The sequence below is a fragment of the Roseomonas sp. OT10 genome (assembly GCF_020991085.1).
Lineage (GTDB): Bacteria > Pseudomonadota > Alphaproteobacteria > Acetobacterales > Acetobacteraceae > Roseomonas > Roseomonas cutis.
On sequence record NZ_CP087719.1, the window covers coordinates 4,486,928 to 4,498,816 of the forward strand.

At 72.3% G+C, this 11,889-nt stretch carries 14 protein-coding genes; 4 read left to right on the forward strand and 10 right to left on the reverse strand.

Going from position 1 to position 11,889, the window contains the following annotated elements; genetic code table 11:
• The first annotated feature begins 174 nt into the window (after positions 1-174).
• Together LPC08_RS20420 and LPC08_RS20425 are read left to right on the forward strand one after the other, a co-directional pair.
• Positions 175-525, forward strand: coding sequence for a DUF1428 domain-containing protein (locus LPC08_RS20420; protein WP_230450071.1), 351 nt, complete (start codon positions 175-177; stop codon positions 523-525).
• Between the two features lie 11 nt (positions 526-536).
• Positions 537-1,301 carry a VOC family protein gene (locus LPC08_RS20425; RefSeq protein WP_230450072.1) on the forward strand — a complete coding sequence of 255 codons (765 nt, stop codon included), beginning with the start codon at positions 537-539 and terminating at the stop codon, positions 1,299-1,301.
• Between the two features lie 95 nt (positions 1,302-1,396).
• Here LPC08_RS20425 and LPC08_RS20430 read toward each other — a convergent pair whose 3' ends face one another.
• Genes LPC08_RS20430 through LPC08_RS20445 form a run of 4 tightly spaced genes read right to left on the reverse strand, consistent with a single transcriptional unit; the run spans position 1,397 to position 4,801 of the window.
• Entirely contained in the window at positions 1,397-2,209 is an 813-nt protein-coding gene (locus tag LPC08_RS20430; RefSeq protein WP_230450073.1) for a MetQ/NlpA family ABC transporter substrate-binding protein, read from the reverse strand.
• A 14-nt stretch (positions 2,210-2,223) separates the two neighbouring features.
• The gene (locus tag LPC08_RS20435) at positions 2,224-3,027 is read right to left on the reverse strand and encodes a MetQ/NlpA family ABC transporter substrate-binding protein (protein WP_230450074.1); all 804 of its coding nucleotides are present in this window, start codon (positions 3,025-3,027) and stop codon (positions 2,224-2,226) included.
• A 29-nt stretch (positions 3,028-3,056) separates the two neighbouring features.
• The gene (locus LPC08_RS20440; protein WP_230450075.1) at positions 3,057-3,734 is read right to left on the reverse strand and encodes a methionine ABC transporter permease; all 678 of its coding nucleotides are present in this window, start codon (positions 3,732-3,734) and stop codon (positions 3,057-3,059) included.
• Positions 3,734-4,801 carry a methionine ABC transporter ATP-binding protein gene (locus LPC08_RS20445; protein WP_230450076.1) on the reverse strand — a complete coding sequence of 356 codons (1,068 nt, stop codon included), beginning with the start codon at positions 4,799-4,801 and terminating at the stop codon, positions 3,734-3,736. The genes LPC08_RS20440 and LPC08_RS20445 overlap by 1 nt, the downstream gene beginning before the upstream one ends.
• Before the next feature lie 381 nt (positions 4,802-5,182).
• Between LPC08_RS20445 and LPC08_RS20450 the strand changes: the two genes are divergently transcribed.
• Both LPC08_RS20450 and LPC08_RS20455 read left to right on the forward strand, forming a co-directional pair.
• The gene (locus LPC08_RS20450) at positions 5,183-6,301 is read left to right on the forward strand and encodes an NAD(P)/FAD-dependent oxidoreductase (RefSeq protein WP_230450077.1); all 1,119 of its coding nucleotides are present in this window, start codon (positions 5,183-5,185) and stop codon (positions 6,299-6,301) included.
• On the forward strand, positions 6,298-7,335 hold the full coding sequence (locus tag LPC08_RS20455) for a pyridoxal-phosphate dependent enzyme (RefSeq protein ID WP_230450078.1): 1,038 nt from the start codon (positions 6,298-6,300) through the stop codon (positions 7,333-7,335). The genes LPC08_RS20450 and LPC08_RS20455 overlap by 4 nt, the downstream gene beginning before the upstream one ends.
• An 8-nt stretch (positions 7,336-7,343) precedes the next feature.
• Here LPC08_RS20455 and LPC08_RS20460 read toward each other — a convergent pair whose 3' ends face one another.
• The 6 genes from LPC08_RS20460 to LPC08_RS20485 form a co-directional block, all read right to left on the reverse strand.
• Complete coding sequence (locus LPC08_RS20460) at positions 7,344-7,772, reverse strand: PaaI family thioesterase (RefSeq protein WP_230450079.1); 429 nt, start codon at positions 7,770-7,772, stop codon at positions 7,344-7,346.
• Between the two features lie 55 nt (positions 7,773-7,827).
• Positions 7,828-8,694 (reverse strand): flagellar motor stator protein MotA, encoded by an 867-nt coding sequence (gene motA, locus LPC08_RS20465; protein WP_230450080.1) that lies wholly within the window; start codon positions 8,692-8,694, stop codon positions 7,828-7,830.
• The gene (locus tag LPC08_RS20470; RefSeq protein WP_230450081.1) at positions 8,691-9,824 is read right to left on the reverse strand and encodes a flagellar motor protein MotB; all 1,134 of its coding nucleotides are present in this window, start codon (positions 9,822-9,824) and stop codon (positions 8,691-8,693) included. The genes motA and LPC08_RS20470 overlap by 4 nt, the downstream gene beginning before the upstream one ends.
• A 57-nt stretch (positions 9,825-9,881) precedes the next feature.
• On the reverse strand, positions 9,882-10,019 hold the full coding sequence (locus LPC08_RS20475; protein ID WP_230450082.1) for a hypothetical protein: 138 nt from the start codon (positions 10,017-10,019) through the stop codon (positions 9,882-9,884).
• A gap of 90 nt (positions 10,020-10,109) precedes the next feature.
• The gene (locus LPC08_RS20480; protein ID WP_230450083.1) at positions 10,110-10,871 is read right to left on the reverse strand and encodes an RraA family protein; all 762 of its coding nucleotides are present in this window, start codon (positions 10,869-10,871) and stop codon (positions 10,110-10,112) included.
• A 24-nt stretch (positions 10,872-10,895) separates the two neighbouring features.
• The gene (locus LPC08_RS20485) at positions 10,896-11,636 is read right to left on the reverse strand and encodes an SDR family NAD(P)-dependent oxidoreductase (RefSeq protein ID WP_230450084.1); all 741 of its coding nucleotides are present in this window, start codon (positions 11,634-11,636) and stop codon (positions 10,896-10,898) included.
• Between the last annotated feature and the right edge of the window lie 253 nt (positions 11,637-11,889).

Here is an 11,889-nt window from a genome sequence, read left to right on the forward strand (position 1 = left end):
GCCGGCGCGGGTGTTTGGAGAAGGTTAGGCAGACCGTGCGGCAGGGCGCAACAATTGCGACACCATGCTCCGGGGGCCGGGCCAGGGGCGGTGGGCCACATGGAGACGGTCTTGACGCGCCGTAATGTTGATATCAACCTTTAATCCCGAATCGTCACTCAGGAGATTGTCCGCATGAACTATGTCGAGGGTTTCGTCCTTGCCGTGCCCACCGCCAACAAGGAGGCCTATCTCCGCCACGCGGCGGCGGCGGCGCCCGTGTTCAAGGAGCTCGGCGTGCTGCGGCATGTCGAATGCTGGGGCGACGACATCCCCCCGGGCAAGGTGAACGACTTCCGCACCGCCGTGCATGCGAAGGACGATGAAACCGTCGTCTTCAGCTGGTTCGAATATCCCTCGAAGGACGTCCGCGACGCGGTGAACGCGGCCATGCGCACCGACCCCCGCTTCGCGGAGATGGGGGAGATGCCCTTCGACGGGCGGCGCATGATCTTCGGCGGCTTCCTGCCGATCCTGGACGCCTGAGGAGACACCCCATGTCCCAGGAACAGGGCGCCCCGATCTGGTACGAGCTGATGACCGCCGATCCCGATGCGGCGGCAGACTTCTACGGTGCGCTGCTCGGCTGGACCGTTGCCGCCGCGCCGGGCCCGGACACCGGCTACCGGCTCTTCCAGCATGCGGGGACGGCGATCGGCGGGCTGATGGCGCGGCCGGAGGGGGCCGCCATGCCGCCCTCCTGGCGCCTCTACCTCTCGGTGACGGAGGCGGATGCGGTGATCGGACGCATCGCGGCCGAGGGCGGCCAGGTGCTGTTCCCGGCCACCGACATCGCCGGGGTGGGCCGCTTCGCCCTGCTCCGCGACCCGCAGGGCGCCGCCTTCTCCGTGATGCAGCCCGCCTACGAAGGCCGCAGCGAATCCTTCCACCCGACCGCGGCCGGGCACGCACGCTGGAACGAGCTGGCCGTCCCGGACCCGGCCGCGGCGCTGGACTTCTACGGCCGTCACTTCGGCTGGCAGCGGAAGGGTGCCATGCCGATGGGCGAGATGGGCGAGTACCAGTTCCTCGCCCACCACGATCAGGTGATCGGCGCGGTCATGCCCCTGCCACCCGGCCGCCCGCCGGGCTTCCTGACCTATTTCGGCGTGCCCGGGATCGACACGGCGGCAGCGGCGGTCCGCGACGGCGGCGGGACGGTCCTCTTCGGTCCGAACGTCATCCCGGGCGGGGAATTCGTCCTCATCGCCCTGGACCCGCAAGGCGCGGCCTTCGGGCTGGTTGGTCCGCGCCAGGCCTGATGGCAGGGAAGTCCGCCGTCGCAACGAGCGTCGGAGCCCCACCCCCAGGGGATACCCCTCGATGCCGAGGGGCAGGCAGGGCCTCCCCCCCCGGCTCAGGCGCCGACGATCACCGCACCGCCGAACTTCTCCGCGACGAAGGCCTTGATCTCCGGCGCGGCGTAGCCTGAGGCGAGCTTCTTCGCCCAGGAAGCCTCGGCATCCTTGCGCGGCACGACGACGAGGCAGGTGTAGACGCTCTCCGCGCCCTCCTTCACCAGCCCGTCGCGCAGCGGGTTGAGGCCTGCGGGCACGGCGTAGTTGCCGGTGATGGCCGCGGCATCCACGTCGTCGAGGGAGCGGGCGATCTGCGCCGCCTCCAGCTCCACGAAGCGCAGGCGCTTCGGGTTCTGGGTGATGTCGGCGACGGTGGCACGGAAATCCACGCCGGGGGCGAGCGTGATGGCGCCGCCCTGCGCCAGCAGCAGCAGCGCGCGGCCGCCATTGGTCGGGTCGTTCGGGATGGCCACGCGCCCGCCCTGCGGCAGGTCGGCCAGCGACTTCAGCTTGCGGCTGAACACCGCCATCACCGTCAGCACGGTCTTGCCCACCGGCACGAAGTCATAGCCGCGCTGGGCCTTCTGCGCATCCAGGAAGGGCTGGTGCTGGTAGGTGTTGGCGTCCAGGTCGCCGGCGGCCAGCGCCGCGTTCGGCTGGATGAAATCGCCGAACTCCGTGATCTTCACCACGAAGTTGTCGCGCGCCAGCACGTCGCGGACTTGCTCCAGGACCTGGGCGTGGACGCCGCTGGTGACGCCGACCCGCACCGGGCGGGCGGCGGTGCCGATCGCGGCGCCGCCCTGGGCGAGGGCGTCGCGGGACAGGAGCATGCCGCCGGCCGCGGCGAGGATCAGGGAACGACGCTGCATGGTCGGGGAACTCCTCAGAAGGCGGGCTCGACGCTGCCCTGGAAGGTGTCGCGGACGAAGGCCTTGATCTCGTCGTTCTGGTAGGCGGCGAGGAGACGCGGCAGCCAGGGGGCGTTGCGGTCCTGCTCGCGCACGGCGATCACGTTGGCATAGGGGCTCTCGGCGCGCTCGCGCGCCAGGGAATCGCGCACGGGGTTGAGGCTGGCGGCAATGGCGAAGTTGGTGTTGATGGCGGCCAGGTCGACCTCGTCGAGCACACGGGGGATCTGCGCCGCCTCCAGCTCCACGATGCGCAGCCGCTTCGGGTTCTGCACGATGTCGGCAATGGTGGCGCGGTAGTCGACGCCCGGCGTCAGCGTCAGCAGCCCGGCGGAGGCCAGCAGCAGCAGCGCGCGGCCGCCATTGGTCGGGTCGTTCGGGATGGCCACGCGCCCGCCCTGCGGCACGTCGGCCAGGGCCTTGTGGCGGCGGGAGTAGACGGCCATCGGGAAGACCATCCCCTTGGCCACCGAAACCAGCTTCAGCCCGCGATCCTGCACCGTCCGGTCGAGGAAAGGCTGGTGCTGGTAGGAGTTCGCGTCCAGGTCCCCGGCGGCGAGCGCGGCATTGGGCTGGATGTAGTCGGAGAACTCGACGACCCGGATCACGAAGCCGTCGCGGGCGGCGATCTCACGCACCTTCTCCATGATCTGCCCGTGCGGGCCGGCGGTGGCGCCGACGCGCAGCGGACGGGCGGCGGTGCCGATCTGCTCCGCCCGGGCGGCGGCGAAGGGCATGGCGAGGGCGGCGGCGAGGGCCGCGCGGCGGGTGGTCGGCATGGAGGGTCTCCCGGTGTTCGGCAGGGGTGTCAGCGGTGGCTGACGCGGCGGACCAGCCAGTCGCCGAGCGACTGCAGGGCCTGGACGAAGAGGATCAGCAGCACGACCACGGTCGCCATCACCTCCGGCATGAAGCGCTGGTAGCCGAAGCGGATGCCGAGGTCGCCCAGCCCGCCGCCGCCCACGGCGCCGGCCATGGCGGAGTAGCCGACCAGCCCGACCAGGGTGACGGTGACGGCGGCCACCAAGCCGGGCATCGCCTCGGGCACCAGGACCCTGGCCAGGATCTGCAGCCGCGTGGCGCCCATGGCGCGGGCCGCCTCCACCACGCCCCGGTCCACTTCGCGCAGCGCGTTCTCGAACAGGCGGATGATGAAGGCGGTGGCGGCCAGGGCCAGAGGCACGATCGCCGCGCCGGTGCCGATCGAGGTGCCGGCGACCAGCCGGGTGAAGGGCACGATCGCCACCATCAGGATGATGAAGGGGGTGGAGCGCACGGCGTTCACCACCAGCCCGAGCGGCCGGTTCACCCAGGCGGAGGGGCGCAGCCCGCCCGGCGCGGTGGCATGCAGCAGCAGGGCCAGGGGGAGGCCGGCGGCGATGGCGATGGCGATGGCGGCGGCGACCATCAGCAGCGTCTCCCACGCCGCCTCGACCAGCAGGTCCTGCAGCGTGGGCGTGAGCCAGGGCAGGTCGAAGGGCAGCATCAGGCGGCCTCCTCCACGGGGGTGACGTCCAGCCCGAGGGAGCGCATCCAGGTCGCCCCCTCCTCCAGCGCGGCCGGCGGGCCATAGGCGGCGAGCGCCATCAGCCCGAAGGGCTCGCCGCCGATCTCGTCGATGCGGCCGGAGACGATGTTCAGGTCCAGCCCGAAGCGGCGCGACGCCTCGCTGACCACGGCGCGGGTGGAGTTCGGCCCGGCGAAGAGCACCTGCCAGAGCTGCCGCCCTTCGCCCGCCCCGGGTCCGGGCAGGCGGGCGAGGGTGCCGGGCGGCACGGCATGGCCGATCACCTCCGCCACGAAGCGGCGGGTGGTGGCATGGGCGGGCCGGGTGAAGACGTCGAAGACGCGGCCCTGCTCGACCACGCGGCCCGCCTCCATCACGGCGACCCGGTCGCAGATCGCCTTCACCACCGCCATCTCATGGGTGATGAGCAGCACGGTCAGGTCCAGCCGGTCGCGCAGCGCACGGATCAGCGCCAGGATCTCGCCCGTGGTGTCGGGATCGAGCGCGCTGGTCGCCTCGTCGCAGAGCAGCACCTTCGGGTCGGAGGCGAGCGCCCGGGCGATACCCACGCGCTGCTTCTGCCCGCCGGAGAGCTGCGCCGGATAGGCATCCCGCTTGGCCTCCAGCCCGACCAGCGGCAGCAGCGCCGCCACCCGCGCCTCGCGCTCGGCGCGGGGGATGCCGGCGATCTCCAGCGGGAAGGCGACGTTCTGAGCGACGGTACGGGAGGAAAGCAGGTTGAAGTGCTGGAACACCATGCCGATGCCGCGCCGCGCCGCGCGCAGCCCGGCCTCGTCCAGCGCCAGCATGTCGCGGCCGAGCACCTCCACGCCGCCGGAATCCGGCCGCTCCAGCAGATTCACGCAGCGGATCAGCGTGGATTTGCCGGCGCCCGAGCGGCCGACGATGCCGAACACCTCGCCCGGCGCGACATCGAGCGAGACGCCGTCGAGCGCAAGGGTCGCGGTGCCGCGGCCGGTGAAGCGGCGCGTGAGGTCGCGGAGCCGGATCGCGGCCGGGGCCGTCGTGGCTGAGGTCTGGGACATGATGGGCGGGCACTCGGGAAAAACGGGGCTTCGGGGCCGCACGGGACCCTTCGGCGGACAGCTTCAGACGGTCAGCAGGGACACATCTCAGGGCGCATCGCGATCCTCCAACACCGTCGGATGACCCACGAAGCGCGGCCGGCTCAGCCGGCTTTCGCTTCCTGGCGCTTTAGCACTTGGTGACGCGGCGCAAGCTGCATCCGTCAAATCCCCGCGGCCCGAGGTCGGAACCTTGAGCAAGCGCGACATAGAGGCGTGGATTACGTCCTGTCAACGCGGCGGCCTTGTGGGGGGAGCACGGCAGACGCACCATGGAAGCATGATCCGAACCCCCTCCCCCGCCCCGTGCCCGCCGGGCGGGGCGCGCCGGCTCGCCGTGGCATGAGCCGCGCCTTCGACGCCCTGGTCATCGGCGCCGGCATCGGCGGCGCCACCGCCGCCGCGCACCTCGCCGCGCACCGCCGCGTCGCGCTGATCGAGGCGGAGGAGAGCGCCGGCTACCACACCACCGGCCGCTCGGCCGCGATCTGGCTGGCCAATTATGGCTCGCCCGACGCGAAGGTGCTGACGCTGGCCTCCCGCCCCTTCTTCGAGGACCCGCCGGAGGGCTTCGCCGCCGCGCCGCTGTTCCGCCGCCGGCCGGTCGTCCACCTCGCCCCCCCGGAACAGCTTCCGGTGCTGGAGGCGCTGATCGCCAACGGGCGCGGGGTGGAGCCCATCGCCCTCGACGACGTGCGGGCGATGGTCCCGGCGCTGCGCCCCGGCTACGCGGCGGCGGCGGCGATCGAGCACGAGGCCTTCGACATGGACGTGGCCGCGCTGCACCAGGGCTTCCTGAAGCAGGTCGCGGCGCGCGGCGGGGTGCTGGCCCTGCGCGCCCGGGCCGGGCGGATCGCCCGGGTCGACGGGCAGTGGCAGGTGGAGACGAGCGACGGCACCGCCTTCGCCGCCCCCGTGCTGGTGAATGCCGCCGGGGCCTGGGCGGACGAGGTCGCGACCCTGGCCGGCGTTGCCCCGCTGGGGCTGCAACCCAAGCGGCGCACCGCCCTGATCGTCGATCCCGCGCCCTATGACGTGACGGACTGGCCGCTGGTCGAGGATGTCGGCCATTCCTGGTACGCCCGGCCGGAGGCACGCTCCCGCCTCATGGTCAGCCCGGCCGACGAGACGGACCAGGAGCCCGCCGACGCCCAGCCGGACGAGCTGGACGTGGCTGTCGCCGTGGACCGGATGCAGCAGGCGCTGGACATCGCGGTGCGCCGGGTGGAGCACCGCTGGGCGGGGCTGCGCACCTTCACCCCCGATCGCGGCCTGGCCATCGGGCCCGGCTCGGCCGAGGGCTTCTGGTGGAATGCCGGCCAGGGCGGCTACGGCATCCAGACCGCCCCCGCCGCCGGTGCCCTGCTGGCCGCGCTGGTCGAGGGACAGGACCCCGGCCAGGCGCTGGCGCCGGTGCTGCCCCTGCTCGACCCGCGCCGCTTCGCCGGAGAGACCGCATGACGACGCTTCCCACCCCTGGGCTTCCCACCCCTGGGCTTCCCACCCCTGGGCTTCCCACCCCTGGACTTCCCACCCATGACGACGTCCGCGCCGCCGCGGAACGGCTGGCCGGGCGGATCGTCCGCACGCCGATGCTGCGCCACCCGCTGCTGGACCAGTTGACCGGCGCGACGGTGCTGGTGAAGCCGGAGCCGTTGCAGCGCACCGGCTCCTTCAAGCTGCGCGGGGCGACCAACGCGGCGCTGAAGCTGTCGCCGGAGCAGCGGGCGGCGGGGGTGGTGACGCATTCCTCCGGCAATCACGGCCAGGCGGTGGCCTGCGCCGCCGCCGCGCTGGGGATGCGGGCGCTGATCGCGATGCCGCAGGACGCCCCGGCCATCAAGGTGGAGAGCACCCGGCGCTGGGGCGCGGAGATCACCTTCTTCGACCGCGCCACCACCGACCGCGAGACCCTGGCCGACCGGCTGGCCGCCGAGCACGGCGGCACCGTCCTGCCCCCCTTCGACCATCCGGATGTGATCGCCGGCCAGGGCACGGCGGCGCTGGAGCTGATCGAGGATGCGAAGGCCGCCGGGCTGACGCTCGACGCGCTGCTGGTCTGCACCGGCGGGGGCGGGCTCGTGGCGGGCAGCGCCCTGGCGGTGGAGGGCGCGAGCCCCGGCACGGAGGTCTGGGGGGTGGAGCCGGAAGGCTGGGACGACACCGCCCGCTCGCTCGCCGCCGGGGAGCGGCTGCGGGCGGACGGCCAGGGCTCGCTGCTTTGCGACTCGCTGCTCTCGGTGCGGCCGGGGGCGCTGACCTTCGCGATCAACCGCCGCCTGCTGGCCGGCGCCGTCGCGGTGGACGACGCAGAGGTGCTCCACGCCATGCGCTTCGCCTTCGAGGCGCTGAAGATCGTGGCCGAGCCCGGCGGTGCAGTGGCCCTGGCCGCGGCGCTGACCGGCAAGGTGCCGCTGCAGGGCCGCACCGTGGGGGTGGTGATCAGCGGCGGCAACGTGGACCCGGCGGTCTTCGCCCGGGCCCTGGCGGCGTAGCGCCGCCCTCAGCCGGCTTCGGCAGGCACGCCCTCGATCCGCTCGCTGCCCTTGCGCCAGCGATGCGTGCTGGCGCCGAAGGCGGCGAGCTGGCCGTCCGCATCGAAGACCTCGGTGCGGACGAAGTAGAGGCTGCGGCCGCCGCGGACCAGCTTCGCCTCCGCCACCACCCGGCCCAGCCCGACCTGGCCGGTGAAGCGGCAGTCGAGGTCCACCGTCACCGCCTTGCGGACGTTCCCGGGCACGCTGCACCACAGGCCGGAATAGCCGGCCGCCTGGTCGATCAGCGACAGGATCACGCCACCATGGACGATGCCGCTGCGGTTCAGGTGCTTCGTCTCCGCGTGGCAGACGATGCGGGCGAAGCCGTCACGCCATTCCTCCACCTCCATTCCGATCAGGTCGTGATAGGGGGCGCCGCCGGGGTCGTTCTGCATGTGCCAAGGGGTGCCGCCCGCCGCCGCGCCCGTCAAGCATCGCGGGCGTCACGCATCAGGCGATCTGGAGGTCCTGCAGCACCGCCTCCAGCTCCTGGAAGGTCGGCATGCAGCCGCTGGGCACCATCTTGCGTCCCGTCTCCACCGAGACCTGCGGCGCGTTGCCGTGCAGGTGGGCGACGAGGACGGCGCGGATCACCTCGAAGTACTTCGACTCCTCCTCCACCACCGCCTTCAGCCGCGTGGCCATCGGCCCCATCAGCCCATAGGCCAGCAGCACGCCCAGGAAGGTCCCGACCAGCGCGCCGCCGATCATCTTGCCCAGCACCGCCGGCGGCTGGTCGATCGAGCCCATGGTCTTGATGACGCCCAGCACCGCGGCGACGATGCCCAGCGCCGGAAGGGCGTCCGCCACGGTCTGCATGGCATGGCTCGCGTGCATCTCCTCCTCGCGGATCTTCTTCAGCTCGCGCGCCATCACGTCCTCGATCTGGTGCGGGTCGTCGGCATTCATGCCCACCATGCGCAGGTAGTCGCAGATCAGCGCGGCGGCGTGGTGGTCGTCCCTGATCTTGGGGAACTTCGCGAAGGCCGCGCTCTCCTCCGGCTTCTCGATATGCGGCTCCAGCGCCATGGCGCCCTTGGTCTGGGCGAGGCGGACGAAGAAGTAGAGGAGCGAGAGCATGTCCACGTAGTCTTCCTTGTGGTAGCGCGCGCCCTTGATGATCTTCCCGAAGCCGCCGGCCGTGTGCTTGATGTCGTGCATCGAGTTCGACATGACGAAGGTGCCGATCGCCGCGCCGCCGATCATCATCATCTCGAAGGGCAGGGTGGCCATGATGATGTTGAAGTGGCCGCCGGCGATGGTGTAGCCGCCGAAGACGGCCACCAGCATGAAGATGAAGCCGCCGATCGTGGTCATCGGGCCTGCGTCCCCGGCGCCGGGTTCTGCCGCAGCAGCAGGATGGCGACGCGGCGGTTCGCCGCGGCCTGCGGGTCCTCGGGCAAGAGCGGCTCCCTCTCGGCAAGGCCGGCCACGCTGCGCAGCCGGGATTCGGTCAGCCCCCCCTCGATCAGCAGGCGGCGGGTGACGTTGGCGCGGTCGGCGGCCAGGTCCCAGTTGGACCGTTCGCCCGTGCGGAAGGGCTTGGCATCGGTGTGGCCGGTGATGGCCACGGCATTGGGCACGCGCTGGATGATGGCGGCGACCTTGGCGATCAGCGCCCGCGAGCGCTCGTTGGGCGCCGATCCGCCCAGGGCGAACATCGGCTGGCGGTCGGCGTCGAGGAGCTGGATGCGCAAGCCCTCCGGCACCTGCTCGACGCGGAACTGCTGCGCCAGCTCGGCCAGGACGGGGTCGGCCTTCACGGCGGAGCGCAGCTGCTCGGCCAGTTGCTCCAGCGCGTCGCGCTCCCGCCGCTCCAGCTCCTGGCGCAGCGCGCCCTCGGAGGCGGCGGCGAGGTCGGCCTCCCGCGCCTCCTCCCGGCGGCGTTGCGCCGGGCCCGCCTGCTGCGTGGCCGGGGAAGCCAAGGCATCCGGCGACGGCGGCACGGCATCCAGGTGACCGTCGCGCAGGATGTCGCCGCGGCGGATGCCGGGGGTCGCCATCTCCACCCGGCCGGGGCGCGCCTCCGGCCCGTCCGACTCGCCGGGGGGCGCATCGCGCATCGGCAGGAGACGCGCGGGGACCTCGCTCTCATCCTCGGTCTCGATGTCCTGGAGGATGGGCGCAGGGCCCATCTCCAGCCGCACCGCACCGGTGGTCGAGGCGAGCTGGCCGGCATCGTTCGGCGTGCTGCCGCCGAAGGGCTGGCCGCTGCCGCTGCTGCCCCGCGCCATGACGTTCGTCGGCGCGAAATAGTCGGCGAGGCCGTGGCGCTGCTCCTCCGTGGTGGCGTTGAGCAGCCACATGAGCAAGAAGAAGGCCATCATCGCGGTGACGAAGTCGGCATAGGCAACCTTCCAGGCACCGCCGTGGTGCCCGTCTCCGCCGCCTTCCTCCCGGCGGATGACGATCGTCGCCCCCTCGCCGTTGCGATTGCCTTTTGCCACGCCCCGCCATCCTGGCCCTGTCGGTACGAAGGATGGCGCATTGGGACTTAAGAACGTCTAACCAAGCAGGATGCCGCGCATGGGCGTGGCGAGGCGGAAGGCGCCGCGCCGCAGCCGCCGCCCCATCAGGGTGGCGAACAGGCCCTCGCCGGCATTGGCGCCGGCGTTCAGGGCGTCACTGCCCGCTCCCGGCAACGTGCCGACAGGGCAGGCGTGGCCAGACGGCGCCCGCTCCCGGAGGGTGCGGGAACACCACCCCGTCAGGGCGGCGTCCCGCGCGGCGGATCAGAAATACCCGCCCTTGGCGGTGATCTCCTGCAGGCTGTCGCCCTCCGCCACCCAGCGGAAGATCTCCTTCTCGTTGCCCAGGATCTGCTCGGCGCGTTCCAGCACGGCCATGGCGATGCCGCGCGGCACGACGATCACGCCGTCGATGTCGCCCACCACGATGTCACCCGGCCGCACCCAGACGCTGCCGATCTTCACCGCCACCTGGTAGTGCGAGATCAGGCAGCGCCCCAGGCTGCCGTTGGGCGAGCGGTACTTGTAGAAGATCGGGAAGTCCTTCTGCAGGATCTGCGCCGTGTCGCGGATGCCGCCGTCGATCACCGCGCCGCGCACGCCCATGCCGACGGCGGTCGCCGTCATCACCCCGCCCCAGAGCGTGCCCTCGGTATCGCCCGTGGTGTCCCAGACGATGAAGGCTTCGCGCGGGATCTGCTCCAGCATGTGGGTGCGGAAGGTCAGCTCGCCGCTCACCCGCGTACTGGGGGCGCTCTTCACCGTGAAGGCGAAGCCGGCCACGGTCTTCTCCGGCCGCAGCACCTGGAGGTAGCCGGGCAGCGCCTGGTCCATCAGCACGTGCTCGCGGAGCACGTCGGAGATGGCGCCGGTGTAGAGCTTCTCGTAACGCGCCAGGATCTCCGCGTCCGGGATCGGCAGCGGGACGATCTCATGGACCTCGCGCTCGCGGATCAGGCCCTCCAGCTTCATCATCGCGGCCTCCTTCTGGAGCGCCTTGGTATCGACGGACCCGTCATCGGGCATGGAGCTTCTCCCTGTTCGTGGATGTCAGAGCGCCAGCCCGCCATCCACCGGGATGTCGGCACCGGTGACATAGGCGGCGGCGTCGGAGCAGAGGAACAGCGCGGCGCCCGCGCAGTCCTCCGGCCGGCCCAGCCGCGCGGCGGGAATGCGTTCCAGCACCCGCGCGCGGTAGCCCGGATCGGCGAGCGCGGCCGCGTTGCGCGCCGTCTCGATCGCGCCGGGCGAGATCAGGTTGGCGGTCACGCCCCGCGCGGCCGTCTGCTTCGCCAGGTTGCGCAGCATATTGCCCAGCGCCGCCTTGGTGCCGGCATAGACCATCATCATCGGATGCGGCCGCGACGCCTGCACCGAGGATACGCCCAGCACCCGCCCCCAGCGCCGCTCCAGCATTCCCGGCACCAGGGCCTGGGCCAGGACCAGGCTCTCCCGCAGGTTCACCGCCCATTGCAGGTCCATCGCCTCGGGCGTCGCCGCGTCCCAGGCCGCCTCGACCTGCACCGAGGCGCAGAGCACCAGGATGTCCACCGGCCCCGCCCGGCCCGCGAGTTCCAGCCCCGAACCCGGCGGGCCGAGGTCGAGCGCGAGCGGAACGGCACCGGGCAGCCGCGCCGCCTCGGACTCCGCCTCCCGCGCATGCGCCTCGGCGCCATGCACCACCACCCGCGCCCCCGCCTGCGCCAGCGCGGTGGCGATGGCCAGGCCGATGCCGCGGCTGCCGCCGGTGACGAGCGCCGTCCGGCCGTCCAGTCGCCAGGAGGCGGTCATGGGTGGCGCCCGTTCCCCGGGGGAGGCGCCGCCTCCCCCGTAGCCCCCTCCGCCGGGGGCGAGCCGGCCCCCGGACCCCGGCAGGAGTCTGGCGCCGTATGGCATGGGTCAGCCTGCGGGCCGAACCGGGCAGGCAGGGCATGAAAAGCCATGCCCGCGTCGTGCCGGCGGCACCCTCGGGCGCCGGAGGTCATGGACCTCCGGCGAGGCGATCCCGCTGCAACGGCCCCGTGAGAGGGGGTCCAGGGGCTCT

What these genes read in the sequence shown, in the direction of transcription:
- LPC08_RS20420 (WP_230450071.1), top strand. Translation starts at nt 175, where the DNA reads ATGAACTATGTCGAGGGTTTCGTCCTTGCCGTGCCCACCGCCAACAAG.
- LPC08_RS20425 (WP_230450072.1), top strand. Translation starts at nt 537, where the DNA reads ATGTCCCAGGAACAGGGCGCCCCGATCTGGTACGAGCTGATGACCGCC.
- LPC08_RS20430 (WP_230450073.1), bottom strand. Translation starts at nt 2,209, where the DNA reads ATGCAGCGTCGTTCCCTGATCCTCGCCGCGGCCGGCGGCATGCTCCTG.
- LPC08_RS20435 (WP_230450074.1), bottom strand. Translation starts at nt 3,027, where the DNA reads ATGCCGACCACCCGCCGCGCGGCCCTCGCCGCCGCCCTCGCCATGCCC.
- LPC08_RS20440 (WP_230450075.1), bottom strand. Translation starts at nt 3,734, where the DNA reads ATGCTGCCCTTCGACCTGCCCTGGCTCACGCCCACGCTGCAGGACCTG.
- LPC08_RS20445 (WP_230450076.1), bottom strand. Translation starts at nt 4,801, where the DNA reads ATGTCCCAGACCTCAGCCACGACGGCCCCGGCCGCGATCCGGCTCCGC.
- LPC08_RS20450 (WP_230450077.1), top strand. Translation starts at nt 5,183, where the DNA reads ATGAGCCGCGCCTTCGACGCCCTGGTCATCGGCGCCGGCATCGGCGGC.
- LPC08_RS20455 (WP_230450078.1), top strand. Translation starts at nt 6,298, where the DNA reads ATGACGACGCTTCCCACCCCTGGGCTTCCCACCCCTGGGCTTCCCACC.
- LPC08_RS20460 (WP_230450079.1), bottom strand. Translation starts at nt 7,772, where the DNA reads ATGCAGAACGACCCCGGCGGCGCCCCCTATCACGACCTGATCGGAATG.
- motA (WP_230450080.1), bottom strand. Translation starts at nt 8,694, where the DNA reads ATGACCACGATCGGCGGCTTCATCTTCATGCTGGTGGCCGTCTTCGGC.
- LPC08_RS20480 (WP_230450083.1), bottom strand. Translation starts at nt 10,871, where the DNA reads ATGCCCGATGACGGGTCCGTCGATACCAAGGCGCTCCAGAAGGAGGCC.
- LPC08_RS20485 (WP_230450084.1), bottom strand. Translation starts at nt 11,636, where the DNA reads ATGACCGCCTCCTGGCGACTGGACGGCCGGACGGCGCTCGTCACCGGC.